General features: G+C 45.3%; 24 protein-coding genes. 17 read left to right on the plus strand and 7 right to left on the minus strand.

Annotated features, from left to right (window positions below; genetic code table 11):
• Positions 1-61 precede the first annotated feature (61 nt).
• The gene (locus tag ACQG1K_RS04360; RefSeq protein ID WP_048981236.1) at positions 62-574 is read left to right on the plus strand and encodes a GrpB family protein; all 513 of its coding nucleotides are present in this window, start codon (positions 62-64) and stop codon (positions 572-574) included.
• 365 nt (positions 575-939) lie between these two features.
• On the opposite strand, the gene ACQG1K_RS04365 is transcribed toward ACQG1K_RS04360, so the two are convergent.
• From ACQG1K_RS04365 to ACQG1K_RS04375, 3 genes are all read right to left on the minus strand, one after another.
• Complete coding sequence (locus ACQG1K_RS04365) at positions 940-1,956, minus strand: hypothetical protein (protein WP_048981234.1); 1,017 nt, start codon at positions 1,954-1,956, stop codon at positions 940-942.
• Between the two features lie 266 nt (positions 1,957-2,222).
• Complete coding sequence (locus ACQG1K_RS04370; protein WP_048981232.1) at positions 2,223-2,903, minus strand: RloB family protein; 681 nt, start codon at positions 2,901-2,903, stop codon at positions 2,223-2,225.
• Positions 2,903-4,171 carry an AAA family ATPase gene (locus ACQG1K_RS04375; RefSeq protein ID WP_048981230.1) on the minus strand — a complete coding sequence of 423 codons (1,269 nt, stop codon included), beginning with the start codon at positions 4,169-4,171 and terminating at the stop codon, positions 2,903-2,905. The genes ACQG1K_RS04370 and ACQG1K_RS04375 overlap by 1 nt, the downstream gene beginning before the upstream one ends.
• A 407-nt stretch (positions 4,172-4,578) precedes the next feature.
• On the opposite strand from ACQG1K_RS04375, the gene ACQG1K_RS04380 reads away from it, so the two are divergent.
• Both ACQG1K_RS04380 and ACQG1K_RS04385 read left to right on the plus strand, forming a co-directional pair.
• Positions 4,579-5,142: a recombinase family protein gene (locus ACQG1K_RS04380; protein WP_019083261.1), complete on the plus strand. Its 564-nt coding sequence runs from the start codon at positions 4,579-4,581 to the stop codon at positions 5,140-5,142.
• 107 nt (positions 5,143-5,249) lie between these two features.
• Positions 5,250-6,419, plus strand: coding sequence for a hypothetical protein (locus tag ACQG1K_RS04385; protein WP_048981227.1), 1,170 nt, complete (start codon positions 5,250-5,252; stop codon positions 6,417-6,419).
• A gap of 42 nt (positions 6,420-6,461) precedes the next feature.
• Here ACQG1K_RS04385 and ACQG1K_RS04390 read toward each other — a convergent pair whose 3' ends face one another.
• Entirely contained in the window at positions 6,462-6,959 is a 498-nt protein-coding gene (locus ACQG1K_RS04390) for a hypothetical protein (RefSeq protein WP_048981225.1), read from the minus strand.
• A 241-nt stretch (positions 6,960-7,200) separates the two neighbouring features.
• Between ACQG1K_RS04390 and ACQG1K_RS04395 the strand changes: the two genes are divergently transcribed.
• The 3 genes from ACQG1K_RS04395 to ACQG1K_RS04405 all read left to right on the plus strand — a co-directional run bounded on the left by ACQG1K_RS04395 (position 7,201) and on the right by ACQG1K_RS04405 (position 9,743).
• Positions 7,201-7,665 (plus strand): helix-turn-helix domain-containing protein, encoded by a 465-nt coding sequence (locus tag ACQG1K_RS04395; protein ID WP_038424945.1) that lies wholly within the window; start codon positions 7,201-7,203, stop codon positions 7,663-7,665.
• 317 nt (positions 7,666-7,982) lie between these two features.
• The gene (locus ACQG1K_RS04400) at positions 7,983-8,840 is read left to right on the plus strand and encodes an HNH endonuclease (protein ID WP_063146722.1); all 858 of its coding nucleotides are present in this window, start codon (positions 7,983-7,985) and stop codon (positions 8,838-8,840) included.
• Positions 8,841-9,584: 744 nt separating this feature from the next.
• Complete coding sequence (locus ACQG1K_RS04405) at positions 9,585-9,743, plus strand: hypothetical protein (protein WP_164987685.1); 159 nt, start codon at positions 9,585-9,587, stop codon at positions 9,741-9,743.
• A 42-nt stretch (positions 9,744-9,785) separates the two neighbouring features.
• On the opposite strand, the gene ACQG1K_RS04410 is transcribed toward ACQG1K_RS04405, so the two are convergent.
• Both ACQG1K_RS04410 and yecR read right to left on the minus strand, forming a co-directional pair.
• Positions 9,786-10,166 (minus strand): hypothetical protein, encoded by a 381-nt coding sequence (locus ACQG1K_RS04410; protein WP_047740944.1) that lies wholly within the window; start codon positions 10,164-10,166, stop codon positions 9,786-9,788.
• A gap of 139 nt (positions 10,167-10,305) precedes the next feature.
• Positions 10,306-10,626: a YecR family lipoprotein gene (gene yecR, locus ACQG1K_RS04415; RefSeq protein ID WP_072058937.1), complete on the minus strand. Its 321-nt coding sequence runs from the start codon at positions 10,624-10,626 to the stop codon at positions 10,306-10,308.
• 195 nt (positions 10,627-10,821) lie between these two features.
• On the opposite strand from yecR, the gene ACQG1K_RS04420 reads away from it, so the two are divergent.
• Positions 10,822-11,232: a hypothetical protein gene (locus tag ACQG1K_RS04420; protein ID WP_047740943.1), complete on the plus strand. Its 411-nt coding sequence runs from the start codon at positions 10,822-10,824 to the stop codon at positions 11,230-11,232.
• On the opposite strand, the gene ACQG1K_RS04425 is transcribed toward ACQG1K_RS04420, so the two are convergent.
• Positions 11,227-11,787 (minus strand): tyrosine-type recombinase/integrase, encoded by a 561-nt coding sequence (locus tag ACQG1K_RS04425; protein ID WP_104672419.1) that lies wholly within the window; start codon positions 11,785-11,787, stop codon positions 11,227-11,229. The genes ACQG1K_RS04420 and ACQG1K_RS04425 overlap by 6 nt on opposite strands.
• A 1,838-nt stretch (positions 11,788-13,625) precedes the next feature.
• Between ACQG1K_RS04425 and ACQG1K_RS04430 the strand changes: the two genes are divergently transcribed.
• From ACQG1K_RS04430 to ACQG1K_RS04475, 10 genes are all read left to right on the plus strand, one after another.
• The gene (locus tag ACQG1K_RS04430) at positions 13,626-13,802 is read left to right on the plus strand and encodes a hypothetical protein (protein WP_367076078.1); all 177 of its coding nucleotides are present in this window, start codon (positions 13,626-13,628) and stop codon (positions 13,800-13,802) included.
• A 14-nt stretch (positions 13,803-13,816) separates the two neighbouring features.
• Positions 13,817-14,599 carry a winged helix-turn-helix domain-containing protein gene (locus tag ACQG1K_RS04435; RefSeq protein ID WP_367076077.1) on the plus strand — a complete coding sequence of 261 codons (783 nt, stop codon included), beginning with the start codon at positions 13,817-13,819 and terminating at the stop codon, positions 14,597-14,599.
• Positions 14,593-15,054, plus strand: coding sequence for a helix-turn-helix domain-containing protein (locus ACQG1K_RS04440; RefSeq protein WP_367076075.1), 462 nt, complete (start codon positions 14,593-14,595; stop codon positions 15,052-15,054). The genes ACQG1K_RS04435 and ACQG1K_RS04440 overlap by 7 nt, the downstream gene beginning before the upstream one ends.
• Positions 15,055-15,162: 108 nt before the next feature.
• Complete coding sequence (locus ACQG1K_RS04445; RefSeq protein WP_039271871.1) at positions 15,163-15,546, plus strand: hypothetical protein; 384 nt, start codon at positions 15,163-15,165, stop codon at positions 15,544-15,546.
• Positions 15,539-15,895 carry a hypothetical protein gene (locus ACQG1K_RS04450; protein ID WP_367076073.1) on the plus strand — a complete coding sequence of 119 codons (357 nt, stop codon included), beginning with the start codon at positions 15,539-15,541 and terminating at the stop codon, positions 15,893-15,895. Before ACQG1K_RS04445 ends, ACQG1K_RS04450 begins: the two co-directional genes overlap by 8 nt.
• Before the next feature lie 649 nt (positions 15,896-16,544).
• Positions 16,545-16,760: a hypothetical protein gene (locus ACQG1K_RS04455; protein WP_063249876.1), complete on the plus strand. Its 216-nt coding sequence runs from the start codon at positions 16,545-16,547 to the stop codon at positions 16,758-16,760.
• Complete coding sequence (locus ACQG1K_RS04460; protein WP_103883390.1) at positions 16,757-17,116, plus strand: hypothetical protein; 360 nt, start codon at positions 16,757-16,759, stop codon at positions 17,114-17,116. The genes ACQG1K_RS04455 and ACQG1K_RS04460 overlap by 4 nt, the downstream gene beginning before the upstream one ends.
• Before the next feature lie 16 nt (positions 17,117-17,132).
• Positions 17,133-18,167 (plus strand): major capsid protein, encoded by a 1,035-nt coding sequence (locus ACQG1K_RS04465; RefSeq protein ID WP_103883389.1) that lies wholly within the window; start codon positions 17,133-17,135, stop codon positions 18,165-18,167.
• A 132-nt stretch (positions 18,168-18,299) separates the two neighbouring features.
• Positions 18,300-18,500, plus strand: coding sequence for a hypothetical protein (locus ACQG1K_RS04470; RefSeq protein ID WP_040117868.1), 201 nt, complete (start codon positions 18,300-18,302; stop codon positions 18,498-18,500).
• Positions 18,493-20,379: a hypothetical protein gene (locus ACQG1K_RS04475; protein WP_146877325.1), complete on the plus strand. Its 1,887-nt coding sequence runs from the start codon at positions 18,493-18,495 to the stop codon at positions 20,377-20,379. Before ACQG1K_RS04470 ends, ACQG1K_RS04475 begins: the two co-directional genes overlap by 8 nt.
• Positions 20,380-20,508: the final 129 nt, after the last annotated feature.

Here is a 20,508-nt window from a genome sequence, read left to right on the forward strand (position 1 = left end):
ATGGGTTGGTTTTGCTTCATTACCTAATTTAATGATTTTTAAAAGGAATGGTAAGGTATATATGCGGTTAGTAACAGTCGTTCCTTACAATAATCAATGGCCCGAGATTTTCGAGTTTGAAAACTCATTATTGCTGATGACTCTCGGCAGGGTGATTTCTAAGGTTCATCATATTGGCAGCACGTCAGTGCCCGGGTTAGCAGCAAAACCCGTTATAGACATACTGCTGGAAGTCACTGACTTAAAAGAATTAGATCGTTGTAACGAAAAGATGAAACAAGCCGGATATGTTGCTCGTGGTGAGAATGGTATTCCAAATCGCAGGTATTTCACCAAGGGGGAGGAGCAGCGTAGTCATCATGTGCACGCTTTCGTCAGCGGTGATATGCAAATCGCTAAGCATCTAGCGTTTCGTGATTACTTGATAAATAACAAAGAAGTAGCGGATCAGTATGCCGCTATAAAACGTGCTGCGGCGCTGGAAAGCGACAATGATATTCATCGCTATAGCGCTCTTAAAGCAGACTTCATCGCAAATCACCTTCGGTTGGCTCTTTTGGATTTAGATCTATAGTCAAAGTGTGATATCGCGGGTTTCTGGAATTGTTGCTTGCACTGCCACTATAAGGACGGCTTCACCGCTGCGGAAATTTTCGGACGCAATGCCTGAGAGGGGCGCTTCCAAACCTAGGACTCCACTTTTTCGTGCCCAGCTTATCCGGCTGCTTCTCACCGCGAACACGTTGAACGTTAGCAGCTTCTGGTTCGTGTTTGATTGAAGGGAACTGCAACCGACAAACACCGATAGCTAAGGTATGTAAGCTGATAGTTGAGTTGTTATATATACAGTTATTAAGAGAACTGTATCCAGACCAGCAGGAATGCGGCTTCTTTCCTGCTGATTGTCACTTTTTTTTGGAATAACGAAAGGGGCGCGGCTTAAACGTGGAGGCGACGTAAAGCGCCCTTGACGGCGTTTTGCAGATCGCTAACAACTGCCAGATGCGAGCTTTCCTTCCGCAGGCGCTTGTCACCGTTGACCATCATCCAGCTACGTTTATCCCTACGTCCGATGTTATTGAAAGAATGTAATCCACGCTCGGCTGTTGCATCGTTCACCTTACGAACCGCATTGATAGCGGTCAACCGGAACATATCACCGTCAGCCATCATTTCAGGCTCAATTGGTTTGCGAAATTTGAACAGGTGAGCGAGGGTTTCAAATCGAAAGCGCTGCATGTCGCTCAGACGGTGAAGAGAGTAGTGAGTGAGCGCAGCACCTTTTAACGTGACTTCAACACGAGCGCGTTGCTCTTCTACAGGTAGTTTCTGATTGTTGTCAGTGCGTTTGTGGTAGACCTGCCACGAGATGTTGTCCCACTTGTTACCTGTTCTCAGGCTCCATTCAGGATTGATACGAGCGCCATGAACATCAAGGAAAACATTTAGCCCAGTTACGGGATTGTATTGTCGGACTTTACTTCCCGGGCTGAACAGGGAACTTTGAAGCCGATAGGCCATCGCATTTGTAGCGATAACCGACCGGGTTTTATGCCAGAAATCGCAGAAAACTTCGACTCCCACGATTTGCGGCTCACAAGCAAATGGGAAACGGTTTTGCAATTTATCGAGTGCAGCTTCCAGCTTCCCGCTATTGTTTGCCAGTAGATCTCGGAAGCGAATTCGAAAAGTATCGTCAGTGCTGCTTATCACCGGTTTTACCCACGTTTTGATGTTGCTGCCGGGAAGTGGTTCGCATAATGGCAACTTTGAGAAACGTAGACCGCAGGGTTTAACCCAGAGTTTTAATCCGGTGATTTTAAGTAATTCTTCCTGAACGTAGCGATGCTGGGTCAGTCTGGAGAAGCTGATCTTTAAGTCCAGCCAGTCAATCCCGGCTGAGACTTTAAAGAATTTGCGATCTGCTTCGGTAGTTTTGCATTCTCGACTCTTCATAGCGCGGCCTTATAGAACGAAATCTCAAACCGCCATCAGGGTCGTTCGAACTGAGCAGATTTGAGAACATTTCGAGCACGGTAGCACAACGGGTTTATGATAAAAACCTTACTAATCAATCATCTGCGTTCATTTTCTGAACGCAGTAGTCGTTGCTAACTTAAGGGTATGAGAACACTGCTGTTTTTCATATACAAAGGGTGCTTCGGCTCATCCGTGAGCAGTTATCTGTCTACTTGAAAATCCAACAAGAAAGCAAGCAGAAATTATTTTCCTGTGTGAAGGTTGGTCAGTAGTTTCACTAAATCGACGATAGCGGTAAAAGGTTCGGGGTCAGTATCCGCTGTAAAACGTTCTGCCAATCGTTCTGCACGCCTAGTAGCGGTTGCCAAATGTTCACTGGTAGTTGCAAATGCTTTACCCGCGCCTTTCTCGTAACCATGAATATGTCGTTTCAGGCGGCGCATTACTTCGTCGCGATGTAGCGGAGCCTGAATATCTTCATAATGGAGTAGCAGCCACAGCTCAAAGCTAGGCACTGAGGCAATGGCCTGAAAAGTTACAGCTTGCTTGGCGTCGTTCCTTAGCTTGCCATCTAGTGACTCAGCCAGCCGAAGCGCATCGAAATAGCTATCATGATCGTCGCGATCAAAAACAGCGCAAACCTTCTCGAACGCACGCGGCTGGATGTCCTTGTGACGGTCACCTTTTTCAAACAGTTCCTTAGCGTATTGCACCACCTGAATGGGGGCAGTGCCCAGCTCGCTGGGACGGACTTCCACATTGGCTGTATGTAAGCGGTAGATGGTGCGAATCTCTCTAAAATAGTTCGGCTCGGTCTTACTGCCTTCAGAGACGATAAGAATGCGGTCGTAGCTTGCTCGCCGGTTCTGCTTACGCTCAAGCTGTCTTTGTTGACGCTGTTTTGGAGAATTATCACGAGCCATCAGTGTTTTAGCCCCAGAGTGTGGTCTAGGAATGGCACGCCACCATAGCGCCCCATAAGGTAGCCGCGCTCTAGTGCTTCATTCTTACGAGGGCTGAATTCAGACAAACTGACCAATGTCGATGTTTGATCACGGTCTTTTTCGACGAACCACACTTGATCTCGCCGGAACAGATTTGGTGCATCCAGCAGCGACGTATCGTGAGTAGTAAAAATTAACTGTGCACCACCAGTATTGATTTCGGGGCGGTGGAACAGTCGCACCAGCTCGCGCACAAGCAAAGTATGCAAACTATTGTCGAGTTCATCTATGACCAGCGTCAGTCCTTTGTTAAGGATGTTCAGCACTGGCGCAGCAAGAAACAGTAGATTACGCGTGCCATTCGACTCGTCCATTATATCAAAAACAGCCTTACCCTGTTCGGTAACGTGATGGAAGAGCACCTTGTGTTCTTCCATCTCTTCCGAGCGCACTTCAGTTTTACCGGCCATTAAGTCAAAGTGAATGGCTTGCCCTGGGACTTTACGAGTTTCCACGTCAATATCAGCAATGCTGATGTCAGCAGAAGATAGGAAGTTGCAGATCTCCTTGCGCCCGTCAGCCTTTTTGAGCAGCTCGATCGACATCTGTGGACTCAGTTGGGCTTGCTCGTTGAATATGACCAGATGGTTCAAGAACCAGTCGAACAACGGGCGCAAGGATTCGCTATTTAGTTGCACTGCCATTGACAAAAACAGTGCGTTTGGGCGAGTTGCACCCTCCCACAGATTTTTTGGGCCTTTCAGACCGGGACCAAAGTCGTAAATATCTTTGCTTGTGTCAGCATCAAAGCGGCGAGTGAACCAATGCTGGGGCTTGAATGACTTGTAAACCAACAAGTGTTCGCTAACGATGCGCTGTGTAGTCATGGCAAAGCCATATTGGTAGCGCACACCGTCGTTCAGGAACGTGACCTCGAACTCACTAGGCTGACCGACAGAAACGGCATCCAATCGAAATTGCTGCACTGCAAACGTCTGACTAGGTTGCATCGCCGTAGCTGACTCAGTTACAACGCCACGCATATATTGCAGTGCTTTGATTAGATTGGACTTGCCGCTAGCATTTGCACCATAGACCACCGCACTTCTCAAAACTGCGGGTGCGGCACTAATGCCTGTCGCCTGAGTGTGGGTGTCCTGCAAGGTCTTGTCTTTGGATGCAACAAGACTAAGCACCTGTTCGTCGCGTAAGCTGCGAAAGTTTTTAACACGGAATTCTATTAACATTGGTTATTTACCGGTTCAATCTAAAATATATCGATACTATGAGCTAAATCTGCAATATTTCAAGTTATTGTTTTGGTCTTGTGCTTTTTATGGTTGATGTTTAAGGCTGCGCCTGAATCTTGCAAATCATGAAGACCGCATGAACTCCTCAAGAGTTTTGTTACGAAATTCATGGCTAACGCTCTACTTTGGTCATGTCTGCGAGTGGTCCTATTCCTCATTTTTGATCATGCATCATTGGTTCTGAAGTTAGTAAGCTGAACGGCAGATATTCTGCCAACAAACGACCGTTTTCTGGCACCTCTTCGCAGGTATCTTCCGGGATGTTGAAAAATTAGCCTTGGCAATTGTTGGCAGGCGTCCTATTGTTGACACCGTTTTCTGACAGGTATTGAGAGGTGTTGAGAATGGCGATTTTTGGCTACGGGCGTGTTTCGACATCGCAGCAGGATACTGAGAACCAGCGTCTGGAACTTGAACAAGCTGGGTGGACGTTCGACTTTTGGTTTACTGATGTTGTTAGCGGGAAGGTTCCGGCGGTGCAACGTAAAGAGTTTTCTGAAATGCTCAGCAAGATCCGCGATGGTGAAACGTTGGTAGTTGCGAAACTAGACCGTCTGGGACGTGATGCGATTGACGTTCTGCAAACTGTCAGGACGTTGGCTGACCGAAATATTAAGGTTATTGTCCACCAGCTTGGCACGACTGAGCTCACCTCCGCTGCGGGTAAGCTTCTGCTGTCAATGCTGGCAGCGGTTGCAGAGATGGAGCGCGATCTTTTGATTGAACGAACTCAAGCGGGGCTGTCACGAGCAAAAGCTGAAGGCAAGAAGTTGGGCAGACCTTCTAAAATCGCACCAGAAGCCCGTAGGGCGATTATAGAGAAAAAGAATAGCGGAACTAGTATCAGTGCGTTAGCGCGTGAATACGGTGTTTCTAGAGCTACTATTGCCACTATTAGCACTGCTTAATTACGATCTTGATTTTTAAAAGCTTAGGTTCTGGCGAACTTATCAGGATAGTTTTTAATTCAAAGATAAATTGGGTAGTTTTGGTAAGACAGAATTAAGGATATCTCATGGAACAGATAAAAGCCCCCGGCATCTTGGCAGGCAATATTGGTGAACCGATAAAACTAGAGAAGGTTGAACCCCTTATCGGCTTTTCCTCTGCCTATGCAGCTAAAGGAGATATGTGTCAGCTTTGGACGAAACACGGATTCACATCTGATCAGGATGTTTTTCATCAAATAGCTAAAAGCTTCATTTCAACGCTTGAGCATTACACTCAAAGAGAAGGGAAATTCGTAAAGCTGTCTAACTGTGAAATGCTTCTTTTCATTATTCATGGGGATTTATCTGCTGAGATTTGGAATGATAAAGCCGCAGTGGCTAGCCGTATTATTATGAAAAAGCAAATTCAGCCAGGAATGGTTGTTTTTGAAAAGGAAGTTGCTGATATATTAGATGTGCACTTCCCACTTGTCGAGTTCAAGCAAGATGATAAAGTCATATGCTTGTTTAGAGAGGGGTGGCGCTTTGGTCTATATTTTGATTTAAATCGAGATGACGATTTTTCCGTGGAGGATATGAATAAAAATCTTGGTGTTTTGCACCGAGCTGTGAAGTATAAAAATATATACGACTCAATGTTCGATCCTGATACTTTATCTTTTATTATCGCTCGTGGTTGGTTTCCTTTTGCTGAGTTGATCAACGACGGTTTTGATATACTCCAGTATCAAGAGAAAAATGATGAAGTGTTTGATAAATCAGCAAGCCATCTTATCTCTCTATTTGATAAGGATAGAATGGATTCAATACGCAGTCGTTGGAACAGCAAAATTTACCTAAATGAGAAGATGCCTATATTAGATGCAGCCTTTAGCTCTTATTATTATGGAAACTATATTGCGGCAATAAAAATTATACTTACTGAAATTGAAGGCGTTCTACAATCTTTTTATATAAAAGCGAACTTAAAAAAAGGTAGCAGCTCAGCCTTAACTGATTTCGCCAAAGATACGGCGATTAGAAAATTGCAAAGTAAAAATACGTTGCTCTTTCCCGAAGAGTTTTTGCTTTATCTTAAACAAAACACATATTGTAGCTTTGATTTGATGACAGGGACTGCCAGCGCCAATTCCAGACACTCTGTTGGTCATGGTGCCGCAGCAGCAAAAACTTATACGAAAGAGAAAGCGATCCAAGCCATATTAACTTTTGATCAAATCGTTTTTTATTTGTAAGAATAACGTATCTTTTATTTAGGGGGAAGTTACCCCCTATATTTACTCAAACGAAGCCGCGATGACTTCCCCTGTGTTGGCGTTGAAAACACAAAAATACTGAAGCGGTATTTGCATCCCAAGGCTGTTAATCGCCTTAGCTTGTTGTCCGAACATTTGAATAGTTCGTTTGTTCTCGTCGTGCCAGAGGTAGGTGTTGAATACCGGCTGCGCTTCACTTACTTGCCATACATGGCGAAACGTCGCTTTCTTGTCCATTACCTGCTTGCACTCCCTGACCGGGTTATGGTGCGCTTTTGCATAGCATTCCGGGGCGCTGCCTAAGCACAAGGTCTTGTGTTTCGCTGCCGGGTGTTCTGCGCTTACAGCGGAAAATGCGCACACGCCTAGCACCAATGAGAGGGTTCCAATAATTCCCCATGAAACTGCGCGTAGCGTGCTGACCTGACGTTTTGAAACAATGCGAGCAACAAGTCCATAGCTGACGCAACTAAGCGCCACTCCCGCCACCATTGGTAATAAAAAACCTGATCCCGCCATGATTCCCTCATTTTCAAAACCACATCACGCCTAATAGCGAATATTGGGGACGACCAACCGATAACGATCATAATACGGGTTTAGTTTAATTTGTCACTATCGGTGTTCATTTTGAATCTTTGCGATTGTAATAGTTCGAAACGCTGATGTGTGTGAGTTTGACCACAAATGAAGGCTTTTAGATTCAAAATGTCTCATATGGAGCGTGGCCTTACAGTGGTCAAGATTGCACATTCAGTGCATGAAAAAGACCTTGAGAATAAAGTTTGGCGAGCGGGTAAAAGAACTGCGCATTGCCACCGGAATGAGCCAGGAAGCCTTTGCTGATCGGTGTGGGTTTGCTCGTAGTTATATGAGTCGTATTGAACGTGGTGGCTCCAACGCGTCTCTTGATGCGATTGAGGTGCTGGCTAACGCTCTGAGCGTTGAGCCGTGGCAGTTGTTAGCGTCTGGCTTGTCTGAAGATAACGACCCGGAACTGTTGGTTCCATACGCGGCCGATGGCTCGTGCTTTAATCCTGGACTTGCGAGCAGTCGCGATGGTTCGTTTGGCGTAGGTGATAAAGCGGCTCAGAAGCGTTTTGGCACGTTTTCCGAAGCACTTGAGTATCTCCGTAGCATGGAGACCGCAAAGTGGCGTAGGCCTAATGCCAGTGGCAATTGGGGCATTGTGTCAGCGGTGCGATGGGACAAACTGAGAAGGTAGAGCAAGTATAAGTTTAAGAATTCTGAGGCTGTATGGATGAACAGTGTTTATTGGGTGCTAATATTCTACCGTTTCATCAGCTTTTTGTTTCTATAAGAGTGAATGAAACACCAAAATTCAGGTGCATTACGTAGGCGTTACGGTGGCATTTTTTTCAAGGCTAAGTCAAAGTAAGTGCAATAAAAATCATATATAACATAAGCTTGATGGGGTAGCCTTGAAAGTGACTGATATTCATTTGTCCTTTCGGAATTTGAACGCAGTTGCATTTCCGGTTTGAGTGAGTAACGGCAGTATTTAACCTTGGGAAAAAATCATTGAACGATTCCGCTCCGCTCATAAAGCCACGTCACACCTTACAGGCCGTGCGTATCCCTTCTTCAGAAGTTCAGGATTTAGGTTTTACTTCATTTTATAGCTGGCTCAATAGCTTAGGATATGACACGACTAATCATAGTAATCAGCGAGCTGATTGGGCTAGAAGTGGTGGCTGGCACTTAAAGGCATGTAAGAATAAGGTCAGTAACCAAGAAGATTTCTGGTTAATTTCATTTGATGGAAAAGGCGGTGTTTTACTTTCTGAAAAGTCCCAACAAGACTACCGAAGTGCTTATCGTCGCTTGATTAAAGAGGGCTATCAGCCCGCACGAATCGAAGCAATGACGAGAGGAGAGCTTTACTCGACTTACAACGAGGTTAGAGGATCAGCAGGAAGCCACCCTCACTTAAAACCGAGTCAGGTTGATCAAGCTGATTTCGAGCTACATCCCGATCAGATACGGGATATGGTGAATAGCTCAATGATTAAGACCTATAACACATATAGTCGCTTCGGCCAGGCTCGCTTCCGTAATGCAGTATTGCTTAATTCCTTGAATGTGTGTGCTGTAACTGGTGTTGAGTATCGTGCCGCATTGGATGCTGCGCATATACACCCGCATAGTAATGGTGGTGCGATGAAGGTAGCTAATGGGATTGCTCTTCGAAAAGATCTTCATGCTGTTTTTGATCGCGGTGATATGGCAGTCAACCCGGAAACCCTCACGATTCATTTTAGTGAGCGAGCAATTGATAGCTACCTCGATTTTGAAGGACACGTAATTCAAACAGTGCTGTCACTTGATAAAATTGCCTTGGTCGCTCGCTGGGAAGAGTTCTGTTCTCGTGTAAAGTAAAATCTAAATGTCATCAGGAGAGAGCTGTAAAAGAGTTTAAGGTCTTTCGGAGTAAGACTACTTCATCATGTAGCAGCTACTACAAATGCGTCCTACAATCGAACCTCACAAACTCATGTGGTTACGCGAGTTTCGGTAATGCGAAGGTCGTAGGTTCGACTCCTATTATCGGCACCATCTAAGAAAATCAATCACTTAGCGTCAAAAAGCTAAAGGATTGTATCTTTCATTATCATCCTTGATAACACTTGGTAAACGCCTTTGCGTTGTATCGGCTCAAGGATTGTACAACGTACTGGCGGGTAGTTACCAGCTCAAGCCCGAACAGCATTAGAAATTTTGCCATCCCTTGAAGCTGAAAGAGTTGCCGGACTCTCTAAACACATCACTTGAACCCTTAGCGATACGTTCCGCGCTTCGTGCGGCGCTCAATGATGCTACACCTTGTGAAAGGTCGCAGAGAATAAACAGGCGTAATGTTGGGAAGACTAACCGGATCGGGAAAGAATCCGGCTCTGCCACGGTTTCGATCACCGGAGTATAACGATCACCTGATAAGAGAACGTGCTAAGGCTTTATCCTCCCTGCGAAGGGATTACACCCTGCGGAAGCGCTACGCGCCGCCTTTTCTTATGTGCCCAACACGGCACGTAATGGTCATCTATTATCTGCACCATTGTAACTTTCGTTGTACTGTCTCTCTGCTGTACGTTGAACGCTGGCATATTCAGCGGAGGGGATACAATGTCAAAAGCCACGAATACAGCAGCCACTAAGCGCAACAATCGTAAGATTCACGCCCGTAAATTCCTGGCTACGCCGGAGGGTAAATCATGGTTAGAACGCAAGACAATCGAAGAAGCTGAAATGAAGCTGGTTTCAGAGGCGAGGAAATTTATATGAAGGGGTGAGGGCATGTTTCTTGTAGGATGTGCCCCCCATTCCTCAACTTTTTTGTGCTTCCGCCGCGATTCTTACTCCACAAAGAAAATCACCAAGACCAGCCCCAACACTGGTTCCATCAGCCACATAATCACCTTTAAAAGCTAAACTTCCGTCCATATAGAAAAATTTTATTTCACCATATCCATTGTCACAATCTGTGTTTTTCATACTAATTTTGTAATATTCAACTTTTTTATCTGTTTTTTCATACATGAACAAAGCAGATGAATCACCTTTTACATTTCTAAATGTGCCTTTCTTGACTAAAAAAGCACCGTCTTTATTCGTCGTAACTTCAATCCAATTGGTTGAATTTTCAGCGAAGGCAACTTGTGTAGCAAAAAGCACCGACAAGCCCAGTAAAGTGATTTTCTTAACCATATGCACCAATCCATTTTTTACGAATTATCTTAATTTTATCCCTGTTTTAAAGAACGTACAACGATAAGTCAGTATGACATTTAGTCACTGCTGAAAATTCGTATCCCAAAAAATAAGGGGGCAACCCGCCCCCCGAATCTTACTTCTTCAAGTCACCAGTACACTGATATTCCATTGTGACCATTGTTTCCATACATCCGCTTGAGGATGGTTGGGAACAAACTGAAGTATAACCGCCGAAAGGCTCAGCACCAGAGTAGCCCCATGCAGCGCAACGTTGTGCTGCTGCTTGAGCGCCTTGCTGAACGTTCACTTTAGGTGATTCAAACATTCCAAAGGAATAACTCATTTTTACAGTCCCATCGGCCTTGCTACCACCAGTTGGAACCAGTTGTTTCTGTACGGCACACCCAGAGAGAAGCAGAGTTGAAGCCACTAACACCAATAAACCTTTACGCATATAAATCATCCTGAATGATTGTTTTATTTAGAAGCGCCTGCAATGTTAAAACATAATTTCAAGAATTTTAAGTGGATTCTGATTGTGATGTGATGAAGGTGGTGTCCGAGTCCTTGTGGTATCTTCTCCACACTGGTATGCGTAGGGAATCGGCAGTAACATATTCTTCGAATCGATACGTACGTAGGAGAGGCTATGGCAGGAGTATTGGCAAGCACGGCGGCAGCTATAGGGATTCTTGATAAAGCGGTGAGCATCACTCAGAAGCTGGCAAATAACAGCGATGAACTGGACAAGGCTACGCTCAAACTTGAGTTAGCTAATCTAATGGTCGAACTTGCTAACGCCAAGATTGAAGCGATAACAACACAAACGCTACTTTTCGACGCTGAACAGAAAAATAAGCAGCTTGAAGATCAGCTGAAAGACAAATCGACATTTATCTTCAAGGATAATGTTTATTGGAAAGCCGGAGATGAAACTCCGTTTTGCCCTCATTGTTATGAAACAAAGAATATTAAAAGGCATATGCAACAGTTTGCTGTAACGAGGGGTCAAAACGCTTGGTACTGTAGTCTCTGCAAGTTGAATGTTCGACTCTCATAAATCCATTTCATTGATAATCCGGCTAACGGCTTGCTTGTCTAAATCCAGATAGCGTCTGGTGTCGGTGATGTTGCTGTGATTGAGCACGGTCATAGCGAGGGCCAGGTTATTTCCAGAACGCTTGAAAAGAGCATTCCCCCCCGCCTTTCGAAAGCTGTGTGCTGATACAGTGCCATGAATACCGATAGCTTTAGCGGCCTCTGCGATCTGCTTGCTCACTTCTTCGCGTCGTACAGGCGCTTGCTTGTTCATTGATCGGTTACGCTGGCTCCTGAACACATGCACATCATGCGGATACTCAGCACGGCGACGAGCTATCATCTGCACCACTGGAGCCGGAAGGGTGAGGGCTTTACGCTTCCCAGTCTTCTGTTCTTCTATGTCTATCTCACCGTTGATCACTTCATCGAAGCGCAAAGCTACGGCATCCCCCACACGCAATACGGCGGCTTGCATCATTAACGTAACGTCAGCTATCAGGCTTTTGTTATGAGCGTTTAGCCACTCCCTGATCGCTTTGGCTTGCTGCTCGTCTAACACGACTGCTCTGTTCAATTAACCCTCCTTTGAGGACACAAATCTAAATCAATGAAATAAATATTATGATCAATTTCAGTGTGTTGCAAGTTAATAGATCGAAAAATGATCTTTGTTGTGTGTGGTTAATGGCGTGGTTGTGTCCAGTGCTGAACGCGAAGATCAGGCACACCCAGATCGAAATCTGCATGATTTTGAAATATCTTCAATAAAATCATTGTGTTGGCATTTATAAACATGTGTTTGAACGTTGCCAAACCATCAGATCGGCTCGAAGAAGAGCGGGAACACCAGAACATCACACTACAGGTGGTTGTGTGTGGTTGTTGTCTATCTCATTGATTTAATGGGGATGAATGTCTGTTCGTTGGGCGAGGGCGTCGCTAACCTGCCTGTATGCACAGATTATGCGGAGTTTATGCACTTGAAACTGATTGCATCATGAAATGATTAGAATGCTAATGAATTGGTGGGTTTCGGCATGGAAAAAGAAACATCGTTTCAATTTAAAAAACTCGTTCAGCACAGTGCATCGAATATGGAAGTGCTCATTGTGGACAATGACCGCTGTAAGCCTTGCGCCGTGCGGCTTTACGCAAAGTGAGTGATAGTTACTATTTGCTAACTATGGCAACTTTACCCCTGTAACAACGGCATTCTTTACCTGCCAATTACCAGCGGATTAGATGTCTGTTTGGTAGGGATAACCCCTGGTTAACCTCGGATTAATCTTAGGTGTTGTTGCATGTGCGATTCGTAGTGAGCAGGGCGACGATATACATCAAAATGATGTGTGTCGAAACTGAGGATAAGCGGATATACATCAAAATGATGTATGGATGCATGGGATACGCATCAAATTGATGTATGGATCGGCAAACTACACATCAAATTGATGTTCTATACAAAGAGATTCTAAAAGCGATCTCTAAAAGAGAGCTTTTAGAAGATCTTGTGAAAGATTCGCTTTGCTGGCGTGTATCGCCTGGCAAGTGACCTGATTCGCCTTTGGGTGGCTACTCGGTCAGCCGCTCACGACGCAGCGATCAGCGCATCTGTCTGTGATTGTGCCAGGGCTTCGCCCTCGTGAAACGAGGCACAGAAGCTATGCGCCGTGTGCGCAATGTCTTTCGGCATAACTTCTGCCTGTCTTCCATGCTCCGCATTTCATCCATGCGAAGTTAGCCCACGGCTAAGGCTTCACCGTGCTACGGTTCATCCAGCCTCAATCCAATACCAACACCTACTATCATGATAACTACCGTTATCCCTCTGTAGTTGTGCTATTGGTTTCGGTAAGTGCCAGAGGGCGCACAGGAAGCCCATAGAGCGCTTTAAACGGTGCAGGGAATACCGATGTAGTGCATGTGTATGCAAACCTCCTATGACGCGATACAGCGCGCTTAATGGTGAATGGTAGAGGTTGATCCCAACTGGAGAGTGTGTTATGATCTGAAGTGGGTAAAAATAATCATTGACAACATGGCTTTTTTGTGTTAAAGTAGTATTAAGAGCTAAGAAAAAGATTCTTACCTTCTATTTCTGAGGTGTTCAGCCTCTTAAACAATCTAAATTACACCGCACTATCAGGCAACGTTATTAACGTTCTCCCTGGATGGTGTTTTCGTTTAACTCACGCAAGGAGAACCAAAATTAAGTATTTTGACATTGACACTACTGTATCACAGCTTGTAAATGGCGAGGTCACTCGCTTTCAGATTAAAGCAATCCGCAACACCAACCGCAGACAAGGTTATAAAGATCGTGAAGAGTTCTTTAATGAAGTGCTTCGCCGTTTCGATCTAATCCGAGCGGAACAGAAAGAAACTAACGAATAAACCAGGAGGAGAAACCAAATGAGCGAAATCCAGAAGAAGAAACCAGCCGGAACATTCGTAAAACTGCCGGATGAAGTGTTTAGCACTTTGTTCAAAGAGGCGCGATCGAGAGGCGTAACAGTGCAGGAGATGTTAATTGACGCTGCAACCACACTTTCCACATCAATTAAGAACGGAGAACGTTCTACCAAATAAGGATACACCCTAACATGACTGACATTATAAACAGTAAGGTTTTCAGTTTCACCAACACCGAAGACGCATTTAACGAATGCACCAGGATCACCAATCTTAAAACAGGGGTTACAGAATTCCTATCACCTGACGATAAACAATTTTATGTAAGAATGCGCCACCGCTACTATTACTTCGTTAGAGAGTTGGGAAGAAGTTATTATGATGACGTTGATCAGATTGGTCAAAGTATTGGTGTTAGTTCGGCAACAGCAACACGAATTGTTGCAAGGCTACGAAAAGTAGGATTGATTGCCAGCGTTAAGCCAAAGCGATCAAACCAGTGGACAATAACCGACATTACACCGGAAAATTTCCTCTTTGAGCGTGATATCAACGCAACCAAACGTAAGACCGCGCCCGAATGGGTAGATTGTCTAAAACATCCAGTGTTTGGCAAATCTAATGAAGACGTAACTCCAGAGGTGCAATTAGAGGAGCAACGCGAAGAGACGAAAGCCGATCCGATGTGCGAGTTTGACGAAATAACGGAAGAAACTAAACCTATTCCAAAACGGGAAAAACCAAAGTCAGTAACGAAGAAGAAATCTACACCACCTCCAACCAGAGAAATAGAAATCGAAGTCGTTAACCCTGTCTCAATCGGGGTGTATCGGGATGAATGGGAGAATCCTGAAAAGAATCTACCTGTTTCACAACATCCGAAAATAAGATGGATGCTCATTAACGGATACCTGGACTACACAATCAATCCCAAACTCAAATCAATCTACGAGGAAATAGAACATTTATGCTGAAAACGGTTATACCTAAACAATACAACGAGCGTGATCTTAACATCATCCATCTTGCCAGTTTATTAAATACAGAAGTTGAAAGAGGCGTTGCATTCGAACAAGCTCAAGAGCTTGTAGATGTTTACGCTGATCGCGGTGAATCAAGTTACGCTAATGCTCTTGTTACGCTATTCAATGCTGCGATGAAGCCACCGAAAGAGATAGAATGTAAAATTTCATCTCCATACCTTCACGATAAGAATCTGTCACCTTCGGAACGTCTGGTATTAATGCATCTCGAATCACTGCCATCATTAACAAATGTGAAGCAGGAATCAATAGCAAAAATATTGGGGATAAGTGTAGCAACTGTATCGAGTGCGATTCGCAAACTCCGCCGCAATGGTTATCTAACTACTACGTTAATCAAACCTGGTCGCGGTAAAGGTTGCGACATTACACTTACGACTAAATAAAAACAATCGGGAAACTTTTATGATCATCGCTATGTATTGGTTATTTGCATTTTACGCAGTATGGACATTAACGAGAAAACACGGAGTTTCCCCCTCTACGAGGAATGAATGGGACGAAAAGAACGAAATCCAATTAAACGGATAGAACAAGCAACACGCGCCAGCAAACGTAAATACACCTCTTCTCTACAAGACCTCGCACGAGAGTCTATTCCAGGAGAATGGATCACCGAAATAATAGAATACCCTGCAACGGTGCCCGTAGGGGCAGAGTTTGAACTATTGCAGGATGTTTTAGCATCTTCGGATAACGTCTTCTATAAACCACGCCGCCGCCGTGAATACCGTGTTGATTCATCGAATCTTAAGAAATGGCAGCTATACGCAGAAAACTATATTGACTGGGTGGGGTATTCCCAAACTAACGGCTTATCTCACCACATACAAGATTTTGACATTCTCTTTGACGACAAAGAAAACAACAATGAATAATAAAACTATGGACACCGTGAACATCGTGAACACCCTAATTAACTCTTTCCACGATATCTGGCATTTACCAGCCTTGCAGCTTGTTAATAAGGCGTGGCGTGAGAGAACGCCCTCCGCGCTCCTGGAGGCGGTGCAATACACTGAACAGGCAATCACTGCCCTTGAACACTGGTATGCTGCTGTAGAGCACCTGGTGCAGATGAACGGGGATACCGTCACCGTGGATCAGGAGTGGCGCATTGCGAATGACCTTGAAGAGCTTGCTTGCTCCCTGCAATACATCACCGCCGAACTTGCGGAACTGGCAGGAGCCATTGCCGAGAAATACGCAGTAAGCGAATTTGAATAAAAATGCAAGTGAAGTGAATAAAATGTCGGTTTGGGTATTGACAAATTAACAGAAATGTTATAGAATAAGAAGTATGGATAGTATTCGAATCACCTCTCCCTCCAGAATGCCGTTTCTCATAGCGGCACTCTCTCCATCTGAATTTTCTCTCTGAAAGCTGGTTGTTTTCCTTTGTTGTGTTTAGTTCCAAAGGGTGGCGCGGGCGTTCCCACTTGTGTCGGGTGGTAACGGACAATCACCGCGCACATTCTCTTTCAGAGAGCAAATTCTTTGCTCTAAACCTTATAACCCCGTTAGGATTATAAGTAGTCAGACTGAATAAATGCCGTCAGTGGTAGTTACGTTCAGGCTGGCAATCTCTTATTACTATTCCAGTGGTGATATTGAGATTCCATTCCCACTTCTCGCCATGACAGAAGGGCTTCTGTTTTGAGGTGGGAGCAATGACGGGCGATCCTTCTTCTGTTATTCGTAACAGTTGCGCCCTTCATTATTTTAGAAGTCACTCTTAACCTCATTCCTCCTGAAAATGATGTTAACAATGCCTCTCTAACAAGGTATTCCTCCAGGGGCTTAACCGCCCCTTTTTAATCGTCTGTGTGTAACATTTTCGTTATTAACGGCAGACACAACGCGAAGGAAACGAAGAATGTTTCTCTTAAACAATCGCGACCGAATCCTAAAATACAAATCCGAAGTGATTCAAGTTAATCCTGAGTTGATAGCTAAAGTGGCTGAAATGGCAGGATGTACCATTGAGGAAATGGAAAAAGCTGTAGAGCGTTATTTCCCTTCTGAGGACACTCCTCAACTTAGTATGCAGGAACGGATCGCAATCAAATCGAAGGAAATCAAACAACAATGATTGTAGACCTAACCGAACTTTTCCCAATTCGTAAGAGTTTCACTGACGTAGTGAGCTACGCCACGGACTCATTCGCAGTCGTAGAAGGTCGTGTTTTCGACCTGCCAGCGGATATTCAGTGCGGCGATGTTATCGGCGCTGATGGCGCTCTATACACCTCCGGCGATAATGCCTTTGTGGTGGTGAGTGAATTTGTCACTGCTGGCGACGGTAAAACCGTGAATGTCCTACGTGCGCCCAATGTTGGTAGCTTCGTAGCGCTTAAAGCCGACAACCTGAATGCAGCTAACCATGCCGCAGCTATCGCCACGCTCGAATCCAAAGGATTCGTATGCCGTCCATTCTTCACCTCTTAATCAAGGAAGATAAATAATGAGTAAAATCGCAATTGGGCGTGAGATGGTCGATTTAGCGCCAATCTTCCACGCTCTGCCGGAACGTAACTATCTTATGAATGCCCTCGACCTATTCGACGGGGTAGGCGTCCAGAATCCGAAAGTGGTGGTGACACAGCTTCTTGATGATAACTACAGCCTGTTTAACATTCCGCAGAGCCGTTATTCATCAAACCACGACACTACAGCGCGTCAGAATGGTAAAGAATACCTTATCGAGATTCCTTGGTTTGCAAGGGAAGATGAGTTTAAACCTGTAGACGTACAAGGGAAAAGGGTACAAGGCACTGATTACGAACAAACCGTTACCGACCTGTACACCGAGTACACTGGGAAACATAAAATTGCTTACCTTCGTACCCGTGAATCTTACCTGGCCCGTGCTTTGTTCAAAGGTGAAGTTTATACCCCTGCTACTGATGACCTGCTGATCTCTTATGCTGAACTGTTCGGTGTAGTACCAATGACAGCCAGCGTGAGTACAGCGACAGCGGCACAGGATTTTGATGCCATCTTAGACAAAGTTCAGGCTGCCGCAGGTGGATTGGCTGGTCAGATTGAACGAGTGATCGTATTCGCTAAGCCTGCTGCATTTAGCCAGATTCGCTTCTCTGACAGTATGTCTAAAGCGTTCCAGTATGTAGCGCCATATGACGACCGTAACCTGTTCTACCAGCGTCACGAGCTTCTCCCAGGAGTTAGTACGTTTAGTCTGCCTGGTGCGCCTATCGACATTGTTAAAGTGACAGATGCGCTGATCTTGGCACAGATGCCGGATGATGCTGATATGGTGGCGGTGCCTGTGTTTAGCAAAGGCAACTCAAATCCTTATAAGAATATTTACGGCGCTGCCTCTGGCAACTTCGCGCTGATCGATGCAGCACCTGCTGAATACTACTCTTGGGGCTACCTGAGTGAGCGCGGCGATGCGTACCACGTTATGCACGAAAATTCGGCGTTGCCTGTCAATCATGCGTTAGGTATGCAGGTGAAAATCACCATCACTGCTTAATGAGCAAGCGGGAGCCTGACTCGCTGGAAATATTCAGGCGCTTTAATGAGGGATGTTTACTAACCCACAGCGCAATTGTGGCTCTGGTGGCATCCCTTTTTTGTTTCCCCCATAACAAGAGGAAAAATAGAGGTGGAACTCATACTTAAATCAAATCGTGGTTTACATGTTCGACTGAGTGCAGACGATGCAGAAGGGCTGCTCAAGGTGAGCCAGCTTTGCGAGCTATTAGAGATTTCGTATACGGGCGTTAGAGCGCGTATTTTCCGTGGTGAAACCGTCGACGAGGCCGTGCATCACTTCCTTGATAAACAAGGCGGTGGCGATGCTTGAAATAAATGCCTCACGTGTATCGAACGTAATTACGTTTTCTGTCGATCAGAATAGTCTTAGGGCAGCGAAGCAGGCGGGGAAGGATTTACAGAAGTATTTCCAGTCTCTGGCTGAGCCTAAGATCAAATTCAAAGCGATGAAAGAAAGGCAGCGTAAAGCGGCTGCAATGGCAGATAATGCCAAATTCAATACAGCGCCAAAATCTACCAATGATTTAAAACAGCAACGTATTGCAGAGAAAGCGGCGAAGGCGCAGGCCAGGGAAGCGGCGAAGATTGCCAAACGTAATGAAATGGCAGACCTGAAACGGCGCTCAGCCAACCTTCAAATGAAAGGTATAGCCGGAAAATATGGCATTGATCCACTAAAGCAACTGGAATTTGCACGTTTCGCTAAGGAACAGACAGAGCTATTCCGCAACGGTCAGATCAGTAGTCAGAAGATGAACTATGAACTACGTGAAAGAATCGCCCTTATGCGCCGTGAGGCGGCTCTTCAAGCGAAAGTGACGGCATCCACACAAGCACAGGCGGCAGCAATCAGACATGCTAAGAAAACCGACTATGCAGGGGCTGCAAAGGGTATTAAAGAAAAAGGGCTGAATGTTATAGGTGGCGGTGCTGGCTTTGTTGGTGCTACTGCTGCATTAGCTGGCGGGGCAGGAGTCTTGTCTCGTATCAAGCAGCAAGGAGATGAAAATCTTGAGCTTGTCCGTATGTCGGAACGTACCAAACTGAATCCTAACGCTGTTAAGGCGATTGTATCTTGGGGGCAGCAGCACGGGGTTTCGAGCGCCAGCGTTGACAAGATCACGGATGGCTTCGGGAAAGATACCCGCGAGAGAATCAACGAAACATTATTAAATAGCCAGTTCAAAGGCGGTAAATGGTCTGGTGGAAATAGCGCCGTTGACGAAGTGTTAAATAAGTTTGGCTGGAACAAATCGCAGCTTTCACAGTATGCAGATAATCCGCTTGATTACCTACAATCGGTGGTAAATGAAGGCCAGCGTCGCGGGATGAAAGACGGTGAGATCGGGCATCTTCTCGAAAATACTTTTGATGATGGGATGCACTACCTCGATCTTTTCAAAAATAACGGTGAGCAGTTTATCTCCGTCCTGAAAAGCCTTGTTGAAAGTGGTCAAACTCTTAACGATGAGCAAATAAGGCAAACTCTGGCATATGGTGACCTGAGTGTAGCAATGGGTAATCTGATGAATGGCGTTAATAACAGTCTATTCACTGGCTTTATGTCCAGTTTTGCCGATAGCGGTGATGAGTTGGTGAAAAATACACAGGCAATCAATCAGAGTGCAGGGCTATTAGGTGAGGGATTAGGCGACCTTGCTAAACAGGTGACGGGCTTCGTTGGTGAGATTTCCGGCGTTGTGAGTGATATCAATGCTGGGCTTCGCTCTCGTTTCCCTGATTGGTTTGCTGATAAAGATAAGCCAGCGGCCCAGGCTCTCTACGATGGTGCTGTGGGTGGTAGTGCGAATGCGGCGGCTGATTGGGTGCAGGACATGACAGGGTGGGACAGCCGTAGTGTAGGTCATTCTGTTAAAGGCTGGTTAGGAATTGATGATCAGCCTACAGGGACAGCGGTAGAACAATACGGCCTGAATGGTGATTCTCTGCAAGGGGGAGCGCTTCGTGATTCTGCTATATCATCCCTAACCAGCACCAATAGTGCGCCATCGTACAATCTTGCACCTGTATTCAATCTAAATCTTGAAGCGTCTGTTCCGCTCACCATCGCCAGCGATAGCTCAAGATTGAGCGATTACATTGATTTCCAGGCGAGAGCTTCTCAAGCGAGTTTTACACAGTCGCTCACCTTGTCAGCCTTGAGCGGTCAGAGCAGCACAGGCGGGTGATTGTGATGTAAATTGCATGGAGATACCACATATTGCGCTTGTTTTGTAAATGATGTGTATATGTGGTGTTTTTTCTTTGACGCCGCTTCGTTTGTCCCTTATTCTTAAAAGGGTAAGCAGTTCACTCTT

Origin of the sequence: Enterobacter cloacae complex sp. 402C9 (assembly GCF_050030745.1) — a bacterium.
GTDB lineage: Bacteria > Pseudomonadota > Gammaproteobacteria > Enterobacterales > Enterobacteriaceae > Enterobacter > Enterobacter intestinihominis.

Coding starts and splice junctions, on each gene's coding strand:
- ACQG1K_RS04475 (WP_146877325.1), top strand. CDS start 18,493: ATGCTTGAAATAAATGCCTCACGTGTATCGAACGTAATTACGTTTTCT.
- ACQG1K_RS04360 (WP_048981236.1), top strand. CDS start 62: ATGCGGTTAGTAACAGTCGTTCCTTACAATAATCAATGGCCCGAGATT.
- ACQG1K_RS04420 (WP_047740943.1), top strand. CDS start 10,822: ATGGCAGGAGTATTGGCAAGCACGGCGGCAGCTATAGGGATTCTTGAT.
- ACQG1K_RS04405 (WP_164987685.1), top strand. CDS start 9,585: ATGTCAAAAGCCACGAATACAGCAGCCACTAAGCGCAACAATCGTAAG.
- ACQG1K_RS04375 (WP_048981230.1), bottom strand. CDS start 4,171: ATGTTAATAGAATTCCGTGTTAAAAACTTTCGCAGCTTACGCGACGAA.
- ACQG1K_RS04395 (WP_038424945.1), top strand. CDS start 7,201: ATGAAAAAGACCTTGAGAATAAAGTTTGGCGAGCGGGTAAAAGAACTG.
- ACQG1K_RS04430 (WP_367076078.1), top strand. CDS start 13,626: ATGAGCGAAATCCAGAAGAAGAAACCAGCCGGAACATTCGTAAAACTG.
- ACQG1K_RS04465 (WP_103883389.1), top strand. CDS start 17,133: ATGAGTAAAATCGCAATTGGGCGTGAGATGGTCGATTTAGCGCCAATC.
- ACQG1K_RS04365 (WP_048981234.1), bottom strand. CDS start 1,956: ATGAAGAGTCGAGAATGCAAAACTACCGAAGCAGATCGCAAATTCTTT.
- ACQG1K_RS04460 (WP_103883390.1), top strand. CDS start 16,757: ATGATTGTAGACCTAACCGAACTTTTCCCAATTCGTAAGAGTTTCACT.
- ACQG1K_RS04390 (WP_048981225.1), bottom strand. CDS start 6,959: ATGGCGGGATCAGGTTTTTTATTACCAATGGTGGCGGGAGTGGCGCTT.
- ACQG1K_RS04410 (WP_047740944.1), bottom strand. CDS start 10,166: ATGGTTAAGAAAATCACTTTACTGGGCTTGTCGGTGCTTTTTGCTACA.
- ACQG1K_RS04435 (WP_367076077.1), top strand. CDS start 13,817: ATGACTGACATTATAAACAGTAAGGTTTTCAGTTTCACCAACACCGAA.
- yecR (WP_072058937.1), bottom strand. CDS start 10,626: ATGCGTAAAGGTTTATTGGTGTTAGTGGCTTCAACTCTGCTTCTCTCT.
- ACQG1K_RS04385 (WP_048981227.1), top strand. CDS start 5,250: ATGGAACAGATAAAAGCCCCCGGCATCTTGGCAGGCAATATTGGTGAA.
- ACQG1K_RS04445 (WP_039271871.1), top strand. CDS start 15,163: ATGGGACGAAAAGAACGAAATCCAATTAAACGGATAGAACAAGCAACA.
- ACQG1K_RS04455 (WP_063249876.1), top strand. CDS start 16,545: ATGTTTCTCTTAAACAATCGCGACCGAATCCTAAAATACAAATCCGAA.
- ACQG1K_RS04370 (WP_048981232.1), bottom strand. CDS start 2,903: ATGGCTCGTGATAATTCTCCAAAACAGCGTCAACAAAGACAGCTTGAG.
- ACQG1K_RS04440 (WP_367076075.1), top strand. CDS start 14,593: ATGCTGAAAACGGTTATACCTAAACAATACAACGAGCGTGATCTTAAC.
- ACQG1K_RS04450 (WP_367076073.1), top strand. CDS start 15,539: ATGAATAATAAAACTATGGACACCGTGAACATCGTGAACACCCTAATT.
- ACQG1K_RS04380 (WP_019083261.1), top strand. CDS start 4,579: ATGGCGATTTTTGGCTACGGGCGTGTTTCGACATCGCAGCAGGATACT.